The sequence below is a fragment of the Deltaproteobacteria bacterium genome (assembly GCA_016183235.1).
GTDB lineage: Bacteria > UBA10199 > UBA10199 > DSSB01 > JACPFA01 > JACPFA01.
This window is the reverse complement of record JACPFA010000017.1, coordinates 26,993-46,488: the sequence shown is the minus strand read 5'-3', so window position 1 is coordinate 46,488 and position 19,496 is coordinate 26,993. Positions and strand designations below refer to the sequence as shown.

23 protein-coding genes are annotated in these 19,496 nt (G+C 43.3%); 7 read left to right on the top strand and 16 right to left on the bottom strand.

Annotated elements, in window-relative coordinates; translation table 11 throughout:
* Nucleotides 1-51 precede the first annotated feature (51 nt).
* Together HYU97_04205 and HYU97_04200 are read right to left on the bottom strand one after the other, a co-directional pair.
* Nucleotides 52-450, bottom strand: coding sequence for a PIN domain-containing protein (locus HYU97_04205; GenBank protein MBI2335946.1), 399 nt, complete (start codon nt 448-450; stop codon nt 52-54).
* Nucleotides 434-640 (bottom strand): hypothetical protein, encoded by a 207-nt coding sequence (locus HYU97_04200; protein MBI2335945.1) that lies wholly within the window; start codon nt 638-640, stop codon nt 434-436. Before HYU97_04200 ends, HYU97_04205 begins: the two co-directional genes overlap by 17 nt.
* Before the next feature lie 248 nt (nt 641-888).
* Here HYU97_04200 and HYU97_04195 point away from each other — a divergent pair, with 248 nt between their 5' ends.
* The 3 genes from HYU97_04195 (at nt 889) to HYU97_04185 (ending at nt 3,821) form a co-directional block, all read left to right on the top strand.
* On the top strand, nt 889-2,505 hold the full coding sequence (locus tag HYU97_04195; GenBank protein ID MBI2335944.1) for a hypothetical protein: 1,617 nt from the start codon (nt 889-891) through the stop codon (nt 2,503-2,505).
* Between the two features lie 168 nt (nt 2,506-2,673).
* On the top strand, nt 2,674-3,261 hold the full coding sequence (locus HYU97_04190) for a hypothetical protein (protein ID MBI2335943.1): 588 nt from the start codon (nt 2,674-2,676) through the stop codon (nt 3,259-3,261).
* On the top strand, nt 3,258-3,821 hold the full coding sequence (locus HYU97_04185; GenBank protein MBI2335942.1) for a hypothetical protein: 564 nt from the start codon (nt 3,258-3,260) through the stop codon (nt 3,819-3,821). Before HYU97_04190 ends, HYU97_04185 begins: the two co-directional genes overlap by 4 nt.
* Nucleotides 3,822-3,823: 2 nt before the next feature.
* Here HYU97_04185 and HYU97_04180 read toward each other — a convergent pair whose 3' ends face one another.
* The 5 genes from HYU97_04180 to HYU97_04160 are packed head-to-tail and all read right to left on the bottom strand — an operon-like array spanning nt 3,824 to nt 7,202.
* Entirely contained in the window at nt 3,824-4,972 is a 1,149-nt protein-coding gene (locus tag HYU97_04180; GenBank protein ID MBI2335941.1) for an acyl-CoA dehydrogenase family protein, read from the bottom strand.
* A 15-nt stretch (nt 4,973-4,987) separates the two neighbouring features.
* On the bottom strand, nt 4,988-5,401 hold the full coding sequence (locus HYU97_04175; protein MBI2335940.1) for an SCP2 sterol-binding domain-containing protein: 414 nt from the start codon (nt 5,399-5,401) through the stop codon (nt 4,988-4,990).
* A 25-nt stretch (nt 5,402-5,426) separates the two neighbouring features.
* Nucleotides 5,427-6,575 (bottom strand): iron-containing alcohol dehydrogenase, encoded by a 1,149-nt coding sequence (locus tag HYU97_04170; GenBank protein MBI2335939.1) that lies wholly within the window; start codon nt 6,573-6,575, stop codon nt 5,427-5,429.
* 50 nt (nt 6,576-6,625) lie between these two features.
* Entirely contained in the window at nt 6,626-6,940 is a 315-nt protein-coding gene (locus HYU97_04165; protein MBI2335938.1) for a type II toxin-antitoxin system RelE/ParE family toxin, read from the bottom strand.
* On the bottom strand, nt 6,924-7,202 hold the full coding sequence (locus HYU97_04160; protein MBI2335937.1) for a type II toxin-antitoxin system Phd/YefM family antitoxin: 279 nt from the start codon (nt 7,200-7,202) through the stop codon (nt 6,924-6,926). The genes HYU97_04165 and HYU97_04160 overlap by 17 nt, the downstream gene beginning before the upstream one ends.
* Nucleotides 7,203-7,457: 255 nt before the next feature.
* Here HYU97_04160 and HYU97_04155 point away from each other — a divergent pair, with 255 nt between their 5' ends.
* Genes HYU97_04155 through HYU97_04145 form a run of 3 tightly spaced genes read left to right on the top strand, consistent with a single transcriptional unit; the run spans nt 7,458 to nt 9,535 of the window.
* Nucleotides 7,458-8,888, top strand: a complete 1,431-nt coding sequence (locus tag HYU97_04155) for a hypothetical protein (GenBank protein MBI2335936.1) — start codon at nt 7,458-7,460, stop codon at nt 8,886-8,888.
* Between the two features lie 42 nt (nt 8,889-8,930).
* Nucleotides 8,931-9,146, top strand: a complete 216-nt coding sequence (locus HYU97_04150) for a hypothetical protein (GenBank protein ID MBI2335935.1) — start codon at nt 8,931-8,933, stop codon at nt 9,144-9,146.
* Nucleotides 9,143-9,535 (top strand): hypothetical protein, encoded by a 393-nt coding sequence (locus HYU97_04145; GenBank protein ID MBI2335934.1) that lies wholly within the window; start codon nt 9,143-9,145, stop codon nt 9,533-9,535. Before HYU97_04150 ends, HYU97_04145 begins: the two co-directional genes overlap by 4 nt.
* Nucleotides 9,536-9,549: 14 nt before the next feature.
* On the opposite strand, the gene HYU97_04140 is transcribed toward HYU97_04145, so the two are convergent.
* The 7 genes from HYU97_04140 to HYU97_04110 all read right to left on the bottom strand — a co-directional run bounded on the left by HYU97_04140 (nt 9,550) and on the right by HYU97_04110 (nt 17,674).
* The gene (locus HYU97_04140; GenBank protein MBI2335933.1) at nt 9,550-10,926 is read right to left on the bottom strand and encodes an amidophosphoribosyltransferase; all 1,377 of its coding nucleotides are present in this window, start codon (nt 10,924-10,926) and stop codon (nt 9,550-9,552) included.
* Nucleotides 10,911-13,139, bottom strand: a complete 2,229-nt coding sequence (gene purL, locus HYU97_04135; protein MBI2335932.1) for a phosphoribosylformylglycinamidine synthase subunit PurL — start codon at nt 13,137-13,139, stop codon at nt 10,911-10,913. The genes HYU97_04140 and purL overlap by 16 nt, the downstream gene beginning before the upstream one ends.
* 103 nt (nt 13,140-13,242) lie before the next feature.
* A complete protein-coding gene (gene purQ / locus HYU97_04130; protein ID MBI2335931.1) occupies nt 13,243-13,923 on the bottom strand; it encodes a phosphoribosylformylglycinamidine synthase subunit PurQ in 681 nt (226 codons plus the stop codon).
* Nucleotides 13,924-14,013: 90 nt separating this feature from the next.
* The gene (purS, locus tag HYU97_04125; GenBank protein ID MBI2335930.1) at nt 14,014-14,241 is read right to left on the bottom strand and encodes a phosphoribosylformylglycinamidine synthase subunit PurS; all 228 of its coding nucleotides are present in this window, start codon (nt 14,239-14,241) and stop codon (nt 14,014-14,016) included.
* Nucleotides 14,238-14,954 (bottom strand): phosphoribosylaminoimidazolesuccinocarboxamide synthase, encoded by a 717-nt coding sequence (locus HYU97_04120; protein MBI2335929.1) that lies wholly within the window; start codon nt 14,952-14,954, stop codon nt 14,238-14,240. The genes purS and HYU97_04120 overlap by 4 nt, the downstream gene beginning before the upstream one ends.
* A gap of 7 nt (nt 14,955-14,961) precedes the next feature.
* Nucleotides 14,962-16,257: an adenylosuccinate lyase gene (locus HYU97_04115; protein ID MBI2335928.1), complete on the bottom strand. Its 1,296-nt coding sequence runs from the start codon at nt 16,255-16,257 to the stop codon at nt 14,962-14,964.
* 100 nt (nt 16,258-16,357) lie between these two features.
* Complete coding sequence (locus HYU97_04110) at nt 16,358-17,674, bottom strand: hypothetical protein (GenBank protein MBI2335927.1); 1,317 nt, start codon at nt 17,672-17,674, stop codon at nt 16,358-16,360.
* Nucleotides 17,675-17,831: 157 nt separating this feature from the next.
* On the opposite strand from HYU97_04110, the gene HYU97_04105 reads away from it, so the two are divergent.
* On the top strand, nt 17,832-18,563 hold the full coding sequence (locus tag HYU97_04105) for a hypothetical protein (protein MBI2335926.1): 732 nt from the start codon (nt 17,832-17,834) through the stop codon (nt 18,561-18,563).
* Nucleotides 18,564-18,778: 215 nt separating this feature from the next.
* On the opposite strand, the gene HYU97_04100 is transcribed toward HYU97_04105, so the two are convergent.
* The gene (locus HYU97_04100) at nt 18,779-19,162 is read right to left on the bottom strand and encodes a type II toxin-antitoxin system VapC family toxin (protein ID MBI2335925.1); all 384 of its coding nucleotides are present in this window, start codon (nt 19,160-19,162) and stop codon (nt 18,779-18,781) included.
* Nucleotides 19,163-19,165: 3 nt separating this feature from the next.
* Entirely contained in the window at nt 19,166-19,402 is a 237-nt protein-coding gene (locus tag HYU97_04095) for a prevent-host-death protein (protein MBI2335924.1), read from the bottom strand.
* Between the last annotated feature and the right edge of the window lie 94 nt (nt 19,403-19,496).

Here is a 19,496-nt window from a genome sequence, read left to right as displayed (position 1 = left end):
ATCAGAAACGCGCCGACCGCGCTTCCCAAACAACCCCCTAAATATGGTTTTTTAATTCTTTAAAAAGATAACATTTGCAAGACCCTCAAAATGAGGATCTCCACTTACCACCCATGCTTTGAGTGAAAGCGCTGTTTCATAGATAATAGCATCCATAAGCCCAAATTTAGGGCGGGTTTCGCGCATCTTTTGCCGGGTGATCCCTGCTCTTTTGGCAATTTCAGGCGTTAAATCAATTAAGGGAGCTTTCATTTCAATAAAAGAATAATCTCTTTCCCAAGAAGAAATCTTTTGTCTGGCATAATAAGCTGATAACTCCGCAATAACCACGATCGGAGTAAAGCCCTGCCCTTCTTCAATATAAGAGGCAGCCTGTTCTCCTTGCGAAGAACCTCGAAAATATTCAACCCAAGCAAAGGAATCAATAATGTAACTAGTCTTCTTCGTCATGAGAAAAAAGATGATCTTGTTCACTAAAAGAAGGAAGATGAGAATGCGCGCCTAAAAGAGAAGAAACGGGTTCTACTTTTTTAGAAATCAGCTTACGAATGATCTCATCGTAGGTTTTTACCTTAAATTTTGTTTTAAGCCGCTTTAAAAGTAAAAGCGTTTTGTTCTCAATTTGGATCGTTGTTGGCATAATATCTTTCCTATATTCTATAGAAATATACACTATAGACTATAGATTTGTCAAGGGCTACACACCCAGGTGGTAAGATACCGGCTACCGCCGGTCACTTTTTCTAAAATCCCTATTTTGGTCCGTATACTGCTTGTATACAGAAAAATCAAGCCTTGGGCAAGTTTCCCGAAACTTTTTAGATGGAACAACGAAGCCAGCAGCAGAGTTCTATCTTAACTCATTTTGACTTTAGCTGTGGGTCATACATGACTACTATCTATTCACCTGTCGCAGTATTGGGGACCTGTCGGAATGGCAATACTATTGCTCTTGTTGAAGACGAACAAGGATTACAGTACCAAGTAACCGTTGATCTCAATGCCCATGACAACACTCCACAACCAAGAATTATATTTGATGGCAATAAATCTGAAATAGTTTCCGGAAAGTTCGTGCGTGAACACAATGCCCTTCCCCGCCATGAGTTAATGGAGGCATCAAAAAAGGCATCCATGTGCACTGATATAACCTTGCCATCTGTTCATGAAGAAAGAAATACAACAATAATCCCAATTGACAGCGGTTCGGAAGAAACACGCAAGGCCGCCGATGAAATGGTCAAACTGATCAAAGAAGGCCCCTTATCAAAAATCAAAAACGCTTCCTTCACATCAGAGAGTCAATTTCGAGATGAGGTATCAGCGTCTTATTATAAGTTAATCTCTGGCACCCAGAAAAGACAGTTAAATCCGAGAAAAAAGGTTGACCTCATTGCCACCGAAATGTGGGACAACGGTTATCATAAACATGCCAACCTTCTAAGACTGACCCAATATTTTTTGAAAGCATGTGGAATCAAGAAAAATGAAGCTTGTCTGAATTCCAAAGTTCCCTATTTGAACTACGTTTTTCTCCCAAAAGGAACAATTGTTCATGAACTCCATGATAATACCTCCCTCCGAAAAATAACCCCTGGAGAAAATCTCACATTTGATGGAATCGAGTATGCGCGTGGCACAGAATTAGAATTATATGACTTCGGTTATGTAAAACATGGCACCTTGGCCTTAAATGTAACCATACACAGTATCGAATCAAATGCTCGTACAGCTATTATCCGATATGGCAGAACCTCAGTCGCTCCCATATTCAGTGCTGAATTCCAACAAGGAACAGAAATTTTTTTTAATGATGAATTCAGGGTTGAACGCGGAACCTTGAACAATGATCAGTGGATCGGAGGCATTGAATTTCAAGGTGGGTCTGAAATCAAAGTCATGCGGGGACTTATGGCTGAGTACTTCTTCGGAACCCTGGCCAAAGATCAGACCATCCAAGGAATCAAATATAAAGGGCAAACAGTAATCAAGGTAAATCTAGAAGCAAATCCGGGGGATTTAGAAAAAAAATTTCGAGTAATCGGTGGAGTTTTGGCAGAAGATACAACAACCCCAGAAGGAATCATCTTCAAAGGTGGAACCCTTTTTTTTCCTCACGGAGATGTGCAAATCAAAAAAGATACTATAGAGGAATATGATGGTAGAATAGGCACATTGGAAAGGGATCAACGTACCCGTGAAACAGGCAGATTTGTATTCAAAGGAGGAACAATATTTGCAACCGAAACTTATCGTTGTGGATGGTTGAGTACGTGCGAAAAGTTTCACGGTACATTGGCCGAGAGTCAAACAGTTCAAGGCAAACAATATCAAGAAGGAACTAAAGTGATAGTGAAATGGAAAAACCATGAAGAATGGGCTTTGAAATTAGTAGGAAATGATGGATTTATTGATAGTATCATGCACGGAGCCTTTGCCTTTTTTCACGTTGGCAAACTTCGCCAAACAGAAAAATTGAAATTCGAGATACGATTTAATGATTAATGATAAATCAAAGTGTTCCTTCGTCATGGGTTTTTACAACCCAGCCATATCGACTCCCTTCCCCCATTTTGATTGATGGGAGAATTATCGTAATAAAAGCCAAATAGTTGCGGGTAAAATAAAAATTATGTATTGATTTTATATATGATATCATATATAAAAAATATAATGCTTAGCACACTTATTACACAACTCAACCATGATTGTATTGAACATGGTTACCGAAGAAAAAAGTGGTGGGCAGATCAATTGAAGATACCTCCGCTTACCCTTTCCCACTGGTTAGCGGGGCGTCAATTACCGTCAGGCGAACATGCACTAAAAATTTCATCTCTTCTCAATCAAAATCGGACTGATAAAAAAACAGAAAAATGGGTGCAATATTTATGGGATTGCTACTACAAACATCAGCCCTTACTAACTAAACTTCTCCCTGACATCATTCTCAACGTACTTTCTAAAAGCACGTTGGACTCACGAATCTTGGCTCTACTTTCTTATTTTGTAAAAAAATATTCCCCTAATTTCGAAATACCGGTAGATCTGAATCTCAAAAATCGTCTGGGTTGGCTTTTAGAAAGTTCCGAAAAGAAAGTCACTTTCAAGCCAATAAAGTCAGTTCCCAATCAATTAGTATTAAACCTCCCTCTTAGTGATACGGCTAAAAAATTTCTTCGCCGTTACCAAACATCCATTGGCAAAAAATGGAAGATCTATGATTGTCCCTTGGCTAAATTAAGAGCCTCTTTTCTATGACCGCACATCTGGATAACATTTTAGCCTTTTTGAAAGAATTAGATGAACAATGTAAGTTTAACCATCCAGTTGATCTTTATTTGATAGGAGGTGGTGCCATCACCCTAGCCTATGATCCACAAAACAGAACCGCTGATCTAGATTTTATTGATCCTCCTGATAACATCGCCAGAAAAGGAAATGAAAATTCTGAACTTGCAAAGAAATATCATGTGTATATTTCGTCATTACCAGAAATCGTCTTCAGCGTGCCTGGGGACTGGCGAAGCAAATCAAAAAAATTATCGTTAAAGTTAAAAAATCTTTGTGTCTTTATTCCCTGTGTTGAAGATATTGTCCTTGGCAAATTATCTAGAATGGAACCAAAAGATTTCGAGGACATTATTGCCATCACTCAAAGAAAACTATTGAATCCAAAATCTTTATTAGAACGCTTAAAACAAAACTTAAAAGAATTTAAAAAAACAGAATATCGTAATAATGCCCTTCTTCTGTTTAATGAAATTTTTGGATTAAAACTCAGCTTCGGCCAAGGGACTCTTAAACTCAGCAAAAGATAACTTTACGCACCCAAATGACGCGAGATGACGATGCGTTGGACTTCGCTGGAGCCTTCGCCGATTTCTAAGAGTTTATGGTCGCGGTAGAATTTGGCCACGGGGTATTCTTCCATCAAACCGTAGCCGCCGTGGATTTGCACGGCTTGGTCTACCACGCGACCCATGACTTCAGAACAATAAAGCTTGGCCATGGCGGCCTCTTTGGCAAAGGGCCGGCCTTGGTCTTTAAGCCAACAGGCCTTGTAAAGCAGATTGCGGGCGGCTTCAATTTCCATCGCCATGTCCGCCAATTTAAAGGCAATGGCTTGATGTTTAATAATAGGCAAACCAAAGGTCTTACGTTGTTTGGCATATTCTAATGCAGCCTCATAGGCCCCTTGTGCGCCCCCTAGCCCCATAGCGCCAATACCCAAACGACCGCTATCTAAGGTTTGTAGCATCTGTTGAAACCCGGCACCTTTGCGGCCCAATAAATTTTCTTCGGGTACAGTTACATTATCGAAATACAACTCCGAAGTGTTGGAAGCTCGCCACACCATTTTGTGATGCATCGTTTTGGCGGTAAAACCCGAGGTGCCTGCTTCAACAATGATACAACTAATCTCTTTACGATCGTCTTTTGTGCCAGTCACCGTTTGAGCCGTAACCCCTGCGGTAATTTTGGTTGAGGCATTGGTGATAAAAATTTTGCTACCGTTGATAACCCACTTGCCATTTTTTAATTCTGCGCGGGTTTTAGAACTCCCGGCATCACTGCCCGCTTCTGCTTCGGTCAAACCAAAGCCCCACAATTTTTTCCCCGCACATAAATCAGGCAGGTATTTTCGTTTCTGTTCCTCTGAACCAAAATGATAAATGGGCCCAATCCCCAACGAATTTTCTGCCGCCACCGTGGCCGCCTGGCTGGCATCAACCCTGGCCAATTCTTCTACCGCAATTACATAAGTTAAATAATCCACCCCCAAACCACCGTATTCTGGGCTCACCGTCATGCCAAACAGACCTAGCTCTCCCATTTTAGCCGTAAGGTCATAACTAAATTCTTCTTTTTCATCTAACCCATGACGAACTGGCTTAATCACCTCTTCGGCAAATTCTCTCACGGTGCGGCGCATAGCCTCTTGTTCAGGGGTCAGGTCAAAACTTAGCATATAAAAACCTCAAATTCAGAGCTTTAATTCTTCAGCAAGCCCTTTTTCTTCTAAAAATTTAGGATAAATTGCATAGGCAGGTTTGATTACGGGTAATAATTTTAAGATTTTTGGAATAGGCCCCTTGGCCGTAATTTCACGCCGGGTAAGGGCCGCGACCAGATTAACTTTGCCAAACCAAAATTTATGGGCGGTGTCAGCCTTCATCCCCATTTCTACTTCGGGTTTTGTTTCAGCATCATTAAAAGTAATTTGCACTTGTGGCCCACTGCAATTGATGGTGATGGTCAGATCGGGTTCACGATAGCTGAATTTAACAATAACTTTAGCGGCCAAAAGTTTGGGGCCAATTTCAGGATGCTGGGATAATTTTTGAAAAAAATCCCCCAACACCCCTTGCAATTGTTCAGACGATTTAAAATATCCCACTCATCACCTCCATCATTAAAGATTATTAAAAGGCTGCTTTGATTTTTTCTAAAACTCCAGCTAATTCAACTTCGCGTGGATTGTAAAAACTTGCCCCATCTTCCACCGCCACCTGAGCAATCGTTTCTAATTGTTCTTCTTTAACCCCGGCATCCCGTAAGCGCATGGGAATCCCTGCTGCCTCTGAAACTTTTTTGCGCAATTTAAAAATTTCTTCAATAGCGGATGCCGCTGAAGCTTTGCCAAACAAATTGGCCAAACTGGCATATTCATCTTCAACAACATGTAAATTATATTCCATCCCATAAGGCAAAAGGATTGAATTGGCCAAACCATGGGGCACATGCGCAATACCACCGGTGGCATGAGCCATGGCATGCACTACTCCAACCATAGCGTGATCAAAAGCAATGCCCGCCAGATTTGATGCAATCACCATCGCCGATCGCGCTTCTAAATTCTTACCATCGCAAATGGCCGCTTCTAAATTTTCTTTGATGAGCACAATGGCCTTTTTAGCCAAGGCATCGCTCATAGCATTTTTTTGCACGCTGGTGATGGCCTCTACCGCATGAGTCAAGGCATCCATGCCCGTCATGGCGGTTAATTTAGCCGGCATGCCTAAGGTAAGTTCAGGGTCCAAAATGGCAAGCCTTGGATAAAGATGATCGTCGGTAAAAGAAAGTTTACGAGAAGTGGCTTCATCATAAATAACCGCCGCACTCGTAACCTCACTACCGGTACCCGATGTCGTCGGAATAGCAACGAAGGGATTGAGTATTGAAGTAATGGTTTGAGCCCCGGAGTAATCATCCACCAGGCTTCCCCCTAGGGTAAATAGAATATTGGCCGCCTTGGCGGTATCCAACACGCTCCCACCACCTATAGCAATGATCCCTTCTGCATGCTGAGCATTGGCCGCTTTGGCGCAAGCCTCCACAACTTTCACCTCAGAATTGGGCGGCACTTGGTCAAAAATGCCCACCACTTCAAAGCCATTGGCGCTTATCCCATGGATAATGGGGTCTAACATCCCACTTTTATGGAGAAATGAATCGGTAATAATGAAATAGCGATTAACCCCTAAGGCCTGCAATTCGCTGCTAAAATCTTTTGCAATCCCCACTTCAAAAACGATTTTGGTAGGTAAGTAAAATTGGTAAAACTCGTGCATAGGGAACCATAAAATAAGCCTATTTCGCAGGCTTTGGCAAGCGGGCAATTTTATGCTTCTAAACTAGAGTCTTCTAAAAGCCGCGAACCATGGATAATGCGAAGAACATAGACAAAATTCTTGTGAATTCTAAAAATAGTTCTGTAATCTCCATAAATAAGCTGTCGATATTCAGCCTTTAATATTTCATTTTCTGGGATGAGAGAACAACGCCTTGGAAAATGTTCAAGGGTTTTCACCTGATGTTCAAGCTCGGCAATAAATTCTTGGGCTCGCATTGGGCTATCTTCTGCAATAAAGGTATAGATTGCTTCAACATCTCTTTCAGCCGATTGAGTGATGAGTACCTTAAATTTTATGGGCATGTTTGAATGCTTTTAGAAAACTTCGCATGGGGCGAGTTTGTTTGGAAGAAACATCTTCTTCTGCTTGCATCAGCAAGGTTGATAAATTGCTAGCTTTTAAATGCTTTTCATAGGTCTTGGCATCCATTAAAACTGCATCGGCTCGCCCATTCGTCGTTAAAATCATAGGCCGCCCGGTTTGTTGAACATGGTCAATCATTTCACGAGTTTTTCTTTTTAAATCGGTCACGGACCGAATATCTTCGGTGAGATGCAGGGTCATAAAATAGCTCCTATTAATGTGCTTAATTTAGCATCTTATTAGGTGTATTTTCAAGCTCATTTTTAACAGTGGTGGTTTATTGAAGCTGGAATCCAGTTATTTTAAATATTTCTGGATCCCCGTTTTCACGGGGATGACAGAGGAAAGGCATTTTTCAACAAACCCAGCGGGCAATGAAATGGTTAATAAATGGCAACTCTTTTGTAAAAAGGGCGATATTTAAAGCAAGTACGGGTGGGAGAATAGGGGAAAATAATGTTCATTTCAGCCATTTCTTATCTTGCAGGTCTTGAAGAGGCGTTTCAGGCAGTTAAGGCATATTGTAAAAACACTCCTAGTGCTGGGCTTTGTTCTGAAGATGTCCGCCGCTCTAACAATCTCCCTGAATTTTTAGTTAATACAAGCTCGGGGCTGGTAAAAGATTTTTTTAGCAAGGCTAGTGCCTTGCGAACAAAACTCATTGAACAATCTTTGCGGGCCCAAATTGCCAAAGGTGATCCCAAAATAAACTTACCCGATTTGAATATCGATTTTGGAAAATGCGATGGGACTGCCGCCTTGAATCAATACCTTCGCAACATAAGTTCCCCTTACCGAGTCGTGCTGAGCTTTAATGGTAAAAAACTTCAAGGGGTGATGGGCATGGCTGAATCCGAAGGCACAAAAAAAGTTGGAGCTCAAACAGTTGAAGAATTTGTCTTTGGAACAAATCCACAATTCTTCGCTTTAGAAGGCGACCCCATCGGGCACCTTGCCTTTAATAACTCACTCGATTCTGTTGCCTATTTTCCAGAACATATTCGAACCATCCTTGAAGACCGTCGCAGCTGGAATGCTTCAAGTATTGGGCTCGTGCGCTCAAATGTAGCACCGTGGTTGAAGCAGAAACATTTTGAAGCTTTGCAAGATTGTTTTGCCATGTATGGGGCTGCAGATAAAAATAAACGCATCCCCGACACCATGGTCAACGAGGCCTTAGAACTGGTTAAAGTTCATGAAGAAGGCCATTTTTTGATCGATCAACGCTGCTCACCCTTATACCGAACTTATTTATCGATGTTTGAAAATGGAAAAATATTTTTTACTTATATTGAAACGATTACTGATACTTACATTATGGACACCATTGCCGACGCCTATGAAGAAGACCCTGCGAAGGGCAAACGCCTCAATCTTTTGTGGATCGCTTGTAGGAGATCAGCAGAGAATCGAAATTCCCCTAATTTTTTTGGATCACTCGCAGCTGAACTTGTGCTACGCGATTTGCTTGGGGTGTACGAAGCAACACCGGAAGATTTACGTAACCTGGGGGCAAGTAGCAAACCAGCCTTTCTACGCAGTTTAGCCGAACATTTCCGCCATGATTTTGAAGCGCAGCTCCGTCAGGCGGCCCTTTCTGTCGTCATAACTCTTGCCACTCACATTAACGAATTTAGTCACCTTCCTTCTGAACCCAATACCTTACCCCGTGATGAAGAAAGCAGATCTCAACTCATTCAAGACACACTAGACATTTTAAAAACTCTTGCTGCTGAAAAGCATACCTGCGGTAATGCCCATTTCCAATTGCGAGTAGCTATTGCATTATTTGGGGCCGTCGCTCAGAAAGTAGGCCCTCAATGGAAACTCAGCGTAGAAGCCCTACTAGAAAGTTGGGGTGAAGGGCTCGTGGCAAGACTTCAATAACCTCTTGTCAAACCCCTAGGTTTCCTTATAATAATTGACAGGATGAAAAAAGATCAGCTTTCAAAACTTATGGAACGACTCAAACCACGATACCCAGGCCGATATGTGGGTATTGTTGATGGCCATGTTGTTGCTTCGGGAAAGGATCAACTAAAGGTTTTTAGAAAAGCCGAAAAAGGAATTGCTAAAGATAAAGAGATTAGTATTTTTTATATTCCTGCTAAATCAGACCTGCCGTTACTTTTAAAGATTCGATGATTTTCCCATACAAAAAACTAACCGATCAAACTTATGGGCCTGTCGTCCCCCTTCACCTGAAAGGTGAAACTCGGTGGGTTCAATTTAATACTTTTGTTGATACGGGAGCTGATTACAGCGTTTTTCATGGGGTAGTAGCTAGAATACTTGGTTTAGAAATAAAGACAGGTGAAAGAAAAATAGTGACAGTAGGAGATGGGGATCATATGGAAATTTATTTGCATACACTCGATGTGCGTTTTGCAAACAACATTTTCAAAGCAAAAATAGCTTTTTCGAGTGATTTTGGGGCAGGGTTTAATTTGATGGGGCGGGCTAGTTTTTTTCAAAGGTTTCGATTTTGTTTTAACGATAGGAATAGCACTCTACAAGTTACTAAACTATATTAAAATAACCGCTTACTTTAGACCTTCTTCGCTAACTTTTCCACTTCAGGCCAGTCGGTGAGGCGGGCTGGGAATTTGCCTGAAAAACAGGCGTCACAAAAATATTCGCCTTTGTATTTTTGAAAATAAAAAAGGCTTTCGCGCGAAAGGTAGGCTAGGCTGTCACAGCCTACAAACTTTCTTGTTTCTTCAATAGAGTGGCTAGCCGCAATGAGCTCTTTGCGATTAGGGGTGTCGATCCCAAAAAAACATGGCCATTGGGTGGGCGGGCTTGAAATACGAAAATGAATTTCTTTCGCGCCGGCATCATAGAGCATCTTCACGATCTTTTTAGAAGTGGTGCCCCGCACAATGGAGTCATCGACCAACACGATCTTTTTGCCTTGCACGAATTCGCGAACCGCATTGAGTTTGATTTTGACACCAAAGTGACGGATTTGATCCGTTGGCTCAATAAAAGTACGACCCACATAATGATTACGAATGAGCCCCAGCTCAAAAGGGGTCCCTGATTCCTCCGCAAAACCTAAGGCCGCTGGCACCCCAGAGTCGGGCACGGGCACGACAATGTCGGCTTTAACTGGGGCTTCTTTGGCCAATTGTCGGCCAAAACCTTTGCGAATCTCATAAACATTGCGGCCAAAAACCAAACTGTCGGGGCGGGCAAAATAAACATGTTCAAAAATGCAAAAGGCCTTTTTAACTTCGGGGAAAGGAAATAGTGATTTAACTTTATTTTTACTAAAAACCACCACCTCGCCTGGTTCTATTTCTCTGACAAATTTCCCTTCTACTAAATCTAAGGCGCAGGTTTCGCTAGCCACAATCGGGGACCCATTAATGTCACCCAAAGCCAGCGGGCGAAACCCATGCGGGTCTCTGGCCACAATCATTTTATCGGGCGTTAGAAAAATTAACGAAAAGGCACCTTCGATTTTTTTCAAGGCGTAGATGATGCGATCTTCTAAAGTTTTTTCACGGCTGGTGGCAATGAGATGCATAATGACTTCGGTATCCATGGTGGATTGAAAAATCGACCCATAGGCCTCAAACTCACCCCGCAATTTTAGGGCATTCACCAAGTTGCCATTGTGGGCCACGGCAATTTCACCTAAGGCGTAATTCACCAAAAAAGGTTGGGCATTTTTATAATGAGACCCACCGGCGGTTGAGTAACGAGTATGACCGATCGCTGCAGTACCAGGTAATTTATTGAGAACGGGCTCGGTGAAAATATCAGCGACCAGACCCATGCCACGATAATTATGCAACTCTTTACCATCGGCTGATATAATGCCCGCCGACTCTTGCCCTCGATGTTGCAAGGCATACAGCCCTAGATAGGCAATCTTTTGAGCTTCAGGATGATTATAAACCCCTACGATACCGCACATGCTAGGACACCCCTTTCAAAACCTGATCTCCAAATTTCTTTTACTTCACTTAACATCAAATCAAAATAGCTTCCCATTTTAATTTTGGCCCCACCCACTTTCCCTAATGCTTGCATGGGAATTTGAGCCACGTTTACTATCTGTTCAAAATCTTTTACTTGCACTGGAGCTACGCTAACAATGATAAGGCTCGGCCCTTCTCCAAAAAGTATTTGATCACCACGCCCTTGACCCTCGAGTGAAACCTCGAAACCTAAATCGCAACGACTTGTCAAAGCACATTCTGCCAACGCGATGCTTAAGCCACCATCCGACACATCGTGAGCTGAATTTAAAAGTTTTGCTTGATGAAGTTTCAACACTAAGTTTTGTAATTGCAACTCTTGCTTTAAATCAACTGGGCACGGGCAGCCTAAAGTTTTATTATGCACATATTTCAAAAATTCACTGCCACCTAAGTGGGCCTGTGGTTTACCCAACAAATAGATAACATCCCCAGCTTGTTTAAAACCAGTCGTTAAATAATGGTTGGAATCTTCCAATAAACCCACCATGCCTAAGGTAGGGGTGGGAAAAATCCCCCGCCCTTGCGTTTCATTATAAAAACTCACATTGCCACTGACGATGGGCGTGCCTAACACCTGACAAGCTTCCCCCATGCCTCGCAGGGCTTCTGCAAATTCCCACATGGTCTCGGGGCGCTCGGGGCTGGCAAAATTAAGGCAATCGGTCACCGCCAAGGGCTTGGCCCCACTACAAACTAGGTTGCGAGCCGCCTCGGCCACCGCAAGTTTTGCCCCAACGTATGGGTTTAAATAACAATAGCGACTATTGCAATCGGTGGTGATCGCCACTGCCTGTTTTAAACCCTTGATACGCAGCACCGCCGCATCAGAACCTGGCAACACTACCGTATTGGTCATCACCATATGATCATATTGCCGCCACACCCAATGCCTAGAACATAAATTGGGGCTAGAGAGCATTTGCAAAAAAACTTTTTCGTAATTTTTGGGTTCAGGGAATTCTTTTAAAATTTTTGCTTCACTATATTCTGCTAAAAATCCACGATTGGTTGGTTTTTTAAGAGGCCGTTCATAAACCGGCGCGCTAGCCACCAAGGGGGCAATAGGAAGTTTACCCACAGTTTCATGATTCATCTTTAAGGTCATGTTGCCATCATCTGTGACCCTACCTACGACTACCGCGTCAAGATCCCACTTTTTAAAAATATCAATGACCTTTTGTTCATAACCTTTTTTTGCCACCATCAACATGCGTTCTTGGGATTCGCTGAGCATCAGCTCATAAGCCGTCATACCCGTTTCGCGGGTGGGGACCATTGCCAAATTCAATTCAATCCCACTACCTGCTCGGCTAGCCATTTCAAAAGAACTACTGGTAAGCCCGGCCGCCCCCATATCTTGAATCCCCACCAGATAATCGTGCGACATGACTTCTAAACAAGCCTCTAACAGCAATTTTTCAACAAAGGGGTCCCCCACTTGCACGGTGGGGCGTTTCTCTTCGCTCTTTTCATCAAACTCACTACTTGCCATGGTGGCCCCGTGAATACCATCCCGGCCGGTTTTGCTACCCACATACAAAACTGGGTTCCCCGCTCCACTGGCCACGCCTTTAAAAATGCGATCGGCCCGAATCAAACCCACGGTCATGGCATTCACTAAAATATTTCCATTAAAACATTCATCGAAAAAAACTTCGCCTCCCACCGTCGGCACACCCATACAATTGCCATAACCCGCAATGCCAGCAACCACACCATTCACCAGGCTTTTAGTTTTAGGGTGCGAAGGCATACCAAAACGCAATGAATTTAAATTAGCAATAGGCCGTGCCCCCATGGTGAACACATCGCGCAAAATTCCCCCTACTCCGGTGGCAGCGCCTTGATAGGGCTCAATAAACGAAGGGTGATTATGGGATTCCATTTTAAAAGCCAGCGCCCAACCATCACCAATATCAACCACACCCGCATTTTCACCCGGGCCTTGAATCACCTGCGGCCCCTCGGTGGGTAATTTTTTGAGATAAATTTTAGAGCTTTTGTAGCTACAATGCTCACTCCACATCACCGAAAAAATCCCCAACTCCACCCGATTGGGCTCCCGCCCCAAGATTTGAAGAATCTTTTGATATTCTTCCGAGGTCAAGCCATGCTGCATAATTATTTCAGGAGTTATGTTTTTCATATTTATAAGAAGTCTTTTCGAAGCCGGCAGAGGCTACTCGAAACCCCTTTGCTCGGGGTTGAGAGAGCCTCTGCCGGCTTCGAAAAGACGTGGCACTTATCATTTAACTCAATAAAGACTCAAAAACTTTTATCCCGTCCACACTACCTAAAATACTTTCACTCACCCGCTCAGGATGCGGCATCATCCCCACCACATTCCCCTGCTCATTCTTAATCCCCGCAATGTTATTCAACGCCCCATTGGGATTAGATTCTGCCGTGGCCTCCCCCGTGGCATTCACATAACGAAACACCACTTGGTCATTGTCTTCAAGCCGTTTCAAGCCTTCAGCTTCAATAAAATAATTCCCCTCCATATGGGCAATGGGAATTTGTAAAACTTGGCCGACTTGATAGGATTTGGAAAATTGCGAATGCTTTGTTTCGACGCGAAGATAAGGGGTGTCACAAATAAATTTTAAACTTTTATTGCGCATCAACACCCCCGGCAATAATTTTGATTCGGTCAAAATTTGAAAACCGTTACAAATCCCCAACACCGACCCCCCAAGCTCAGCAAAACGTCGCACCTCTGCCATAATAGGAGAAAAATTAGCAATCGCCCCACAACGTAAATAATCCCCATAAGAAAACCCCCCCGGCAACACCACCGCCTGCACCCCTTGCAAATCATGATCTTTATGCCACAAAAACACTGTTTCAACTTTGAGGATTTGGCTCAAAACATAATAACAATCATAATCACAATTAGACCCAGGAAAGACTACAACACCAATTTTCATAAAAAACAACTGTCATTGCGAGCCATAGCGAAGCAATCTTCCTTTTTATAATATTGAAGATTGCTTCGGCTTTGCCTCGCAATGACAGTCTTATTCAATTTCAATTTTAAAATTTTCAATAATCGTATTCGCCAACAATTCACTCGAAAGTTTCTTAAGCCTAGCCTCATCGACTTGCTTAAGCGTGATTTCAAAAACCTTCCCCACTCGAATATCTTGAACCTCTTCAAAACCCAAAGCATGAGCGGCATGTAACACCGCATTGCCTTGCGGATCCAACACCCCGGTTTTTAACGTCACATAAACCTTGGCCTTCACATCGCACCCCCACATACGGTGGCATAAACACGTTGATAGGCCTCTTCAATTTTGCCTAAATCACGACGAAACCGGTCTTTATCGAGTTTTTCTTTGGTCTGGCTATCCCAGAGCCGGCAACCATCGGGAGTAATTTCATCACCCAACAACACCTGGCCTTTATGTCGGCCAAACTCGAGTTTATAGTCAACCAAGTCGATCCCGTGATCTTTAAAGTATTGCTTTAAGATTTGATTAACTCGAAAGGCCTCGCGTTTTAAGATGGCAATCTCATCGGCCGTGGCCCACTTGAATAATAAAATATGCTGTTCTGCAATCATGGGATCATCCAAAGGGTCGCTTTTATAAAAAAACTCTAACAAGGGTTCGGGTAATTCCACACCCTCTTCAATCCCCAGGCGCTTACTGAGCGAACCAGCCACCACATTACGCACCACCACCTCTACCGGAATGATCTCTAGTTTTTTAACCGCCATTTCTCGTTCTGATAAATATTTTACGAAATGCGTCTTCACCCCCTTGGCTTCGAGCATTTGGAAAATCGCACTGGCAATTTTATTATTGTAGATACCTTTGTTGTGAATCGTCCCCTTTTTTTTGGCATTAAAGGCGGTGGCATCGTCTTTATAATAAAGAATGTTAATATCTGGGTCATTGGAGGCATAAACAATTTTGGATTTGCCTTCGTATAACTTTTCTTTTTTTTCAAACATAAGTCACCTATTCTTTGAAAACCCTTTTAAAAATCGTGGCCACTTGTTGGGTGTGATAACTATAATCAAACAGTTCTGCTAATTGTTTGGAATTTAATTTTCCTTTTACTCGACTATCCTTATTTAAATAATCTTGTAAATGACCACCCTCATCCCATACCTTCATGGCATTATCTTGCACCACTCGATAAGCCTCTTCACGGCTCAAGCCCGCTTCAATCAAAGCTAACAAAACTCGCTGACTAAAAACTACCCCACCTAACTTCTCTAAATTTTTCTTCATGTTCTCGGGATAAACGATGAGTTTGGCCAAAATCTCCGTCATACGAACTAGCATAAAATCGACTAAAATAGTCGCATCGGGCGCTGCCACCCGTTCAACACTGCTATGCGAGATATCGCGCTCATGCCACAGCGCTATATCTTCTAAAGCCGCGACCGCATAACCTCGCACCAGCCTTGCCAAACCACACAAATTCTCTGACAAAATAGGATTCTTTTTATGGGGCATGGCCGAGCTGCCCTTTTGCCCCGGGCTAAAATATTCACAAGCCTCTAAAACCTCGGTACGTTGCAGGTGACGAATTTCAGTAGCAAACTTTTCAATAGAACCAGCCATGCCGGCCAACACTGAAAAATAAAAGGCATGGCGGTCGCGCTGCACAATTTGATTAGAAACAGGCGCGGCCTTTAATCCCAATTTTTTCATCACATAAGTTTCGATAGCGGGAGGAATATTGGCAAAGGTACCCACCGCCCCCGAAATTTTCCCGTAAGCAATTTGCTCTAAGGCTAAATTCAACCGCTCTTGATGCCGCCGGATTTCATCGTACCAAATAGCCAGCTTCAACCCAAAGGTAATGGGCTCGGCATGAATGCCGTGGGAGCGCCCCATTTGCAAAGTGTCTTTAAATTCATGCGCACGCTTTTTCAAAACTTCTGCCAGCCCCTCTAAACCCTTTTGAATGAGTAACCCTGCTTCTTTGAGTTGCAAGGCCAAGGCCGTATCTAAAACGTCAGAACTGGTAAGCCCCATGTGAATAAAGCGCCCGGCATCGCCCACATTTTCGGCCACACAACTCACAAAAGCAATCACATCATGCTTAACTTCTTTTTCCAGCTCATCAATACGAGCTATCGAAAATTTAGCTTTTTGCTTAATTTGATCTAAATCGGATTTTGGGATTTTCCCCAATTCACTCCACGCCTCACAAGCGGCTATTTCAATCTCTAACCATTTTTGGAATTTATACTCCGGCTCCCAAAGTTGAGCCATTGTTTGACGACTATAACGAGGAATCAAGGGTGGTTCTCCAAGGGTTAATGCAAAAAACAAATATTATAGAATTTAGCCGCTTACAAGGAGAAAAACCACCCAATTAAACTGTTGCACCGGTGATCAATCAAAAAACGTAAACCACCGTGTTGCTAAGTCCATTCGAAGTTGCTGTGACGGTATCCACCACCCCTGAAGCACCTCCGGGAATCGTAAAAGAAGCCGCACCACTACTCGACGTTGTGGGAGACTCACTCTTCGAATAACCATCGGTACCCGAAATGCTGAAGGCTATGGTACAACTCGAGGCCACAGGAAATACAGTTGCTGTTACAACCACTGCTTGATTGGGTGCAGGATCCGAGGGGCTAGGAGAAAGCCCGATAGTCTGAACTGTTGAGCAAGTTCCATCGCCAGAATCTTGGGCGCTGGATTCGGTTGTTGTATCGTCATTGTTGTCATTGGCTGCACTTTCTGAAGTACCATCATCAACGCATTTTACATTCACATGCAGCCCACCCGACCCAACGGTCGCCGTTTGATAAATGGCCGCACAACCGGCAATGTGCACACGCAGGGTTCCGGTACCTTGAGGAAGAGAGGTTGCCAAATTACTACCGGAATAACTTAAATTCCTGGTCGCATGGGCGCAAGAACCTGAATTCGAATCAAGGTTGGTAAGATTGCCTGCGGAAATACTACTGGAAGAAGTACAAAAATCCCAAACCACCCCTACTACAACACCTACCCCCAGGCTTATTCCTGCCGCTGCGGTCACAGTGATTGTTACAGGAACCAAGGGCGCTAATGCCAAGCCTGTAAGAGCTGCAGCCCCCGTCCCTACTAAACCACTAATCATCATACTGGCTGACTTTGCCAAGCACTTCGTCGTAAGTGCATGGAGACAAATGAGCCTGTCTACATCTTCAGGGTCATTGGGGGCCAGGGCAATACAAGCCTCAACTTGTTGTCGACAATTGGACATCATAGCAGCCATTTGGGCTGCACCAATCGGGTCGACGCCTTGAAAAGAGATCATACTCCCCTCTTCCCCCTGTGAAGTAAGGGGATTCAGCGAAGAAATAGAGGCCGAAGTCAGCCGACTCCCATATTCCTCCATATAGTCGGTGTAACTATCCACCGCACTGACATAGGCATCGCCTGCCGCCAAAGCCGCCTCTAAATCGGAGATCATTTGTGAACCTGAAGTGCTCGAGGCTGCAAGACTGGTTGCCAGATCTTGATCGGCCTGCACATAGGTTACCAAGGTACTGTTCAAGTCAGAGTATTTTGTTTGGACGGCTTCGTTGAGTTCGGAAAAGGTTAAATCCGAAAGATTTACCCCACTCGTTGAACCACAGGACAAAAGACCCGAAAATGGCAAGATGGCTAAACTTACCAAAAAAAGAACGGCCTTGGATGGCCGACAACACAAACACCCCATAAAACCCCCTCTTTTTTGCCCCTTTTACCTGACCTAAGTATTCTCTAATAAATGCCACAGCGAGTCAAGCCCACTCATATTCCGATTTGACGGGCTATTTAAAAATGCAACTTTTCTAATGGGTTTGACGATAATAATTTAGAAAGTATGGGGAAAAATGATTCCGTTACTCTTACCACTAGGCATAGCCATTGCCTTTAAAAATGCTGTTTTGGGTTCAACGGAAAAACCAACGGCTGCCAAAACAAGGCCGTCAACTACCACAACGAAGATTTTAAGTGATTCAAATCCTCTTAATCCGACACCGCTACTCATGGGCGTGTGGAAACATTTAACCACGCGGGTTCATGACTTAACCGATCAAATCCCCTGGGTTCGGCAAAATCTAAGTGATGACCCCGCTGAACGTGCTCAATTTCACTGCTTAGACGCTACGAAAAAAATGTTAAGGTTATACTTTAATAAAATATTTGGGAGTAAAAGCCCTCACCTATTGGGCTCTGATGCCTATTGTAATAGCAACGTGGCCTATACCAACTTCAAAAAATTAAAGGGGTGTTTACAAGTAAATCCTGTGGCCAATTTTCGGGTTTTACAAATTATCAAAACCGAATTATTGGCAAATCGACCGGTTGGCGCAGTGGTGAGCTATCGCGGTATGAGGCCCACTCGCACCAACCATTGGGTGGTGATTTCAGGGATGGAACTCGACCAGTTGACCGGAAAAATCACTAAGCTTTACTTCTTAGACCCCGGCACGGGCCGATCGACTAAAAACAAAGGTGAACTCGTGATTAACGAAGAAGGCCTCGCCGTGGGCAAAAGCCCCTTTGATCGAAAAATCTACGAGCTTTCAGGCATTGCCGTACGTTCGGAGTTACGAGGCTAATCGACACTCCCAACTTACCTATTCCTCCCGCATATGCACTTGACGCCACCGTTGTCATTCCCGCGAAAGCGGGAATCCAGAAGTGTTTGAAAAGACTGGATCCCTGCCTTCGCAGGGATGACAAGGAAAAATGGCAATGGAATGAGTGGCGTCAAGTGCATATGCAGGCTATTCCCCAATAATTTTACGTAATAGCTTGAGATCTCCAACTCTGATTACCAAATTGTCTTGGAATAGAAGGCCTTAATGGCTCGGTCAGGAGTAATGAGCGGAACTTGGTGGATAAGGGCCGTTGCTACAATCGAACGATCAGCAGGGTCTTTATGTTTCCAGTTCAGTTCGAGTGTTTTAATCCAAATTTTTTCATCCATGGGGATGATCTTAAAATTCTCGATCTGCTGTAAATGTTCTACATAATGGCCAACGGATTGATGATAGGCAAGTTGCCGCTTCTTCACTTTAATGCCAAATTCCCAGATGGATATAGAACAAACAGCTACGAGGATATCTCTTTGTTCAAGCAAGGTTTTTGCCCTTTTCGATAACTCTTCTGGAAATAAAGTCCACCAAATGAGCGTACAGGTGTCGAGGAGCAGCATAGATTATAAATCTTTCCATTCCCCAAGAGTAGGAAGTTCGAGGTCTTTTTTCTTAGGGGCGCGAACCTTGCCTCTCAAATCAGCAAAAACCTCATGGACTGATTTTTTTTGATGATAGGGGATAACGCGTAATACAGGTTTTTGGCGATCTGTAACGATAAGCTCCTCACCCGTTTTCTCAATCCGCCTAAAGATTTCAAGCATTTTTGCCTTTAATTGAGCTTTAGAACTGGTTAACATAAAATTCTCTTTATATATACAACCATAGTCATAACCATAGTCATATTAACATGAGACAATCATGAAGTAAAGTTTGTTTTTACACGAAACAAAA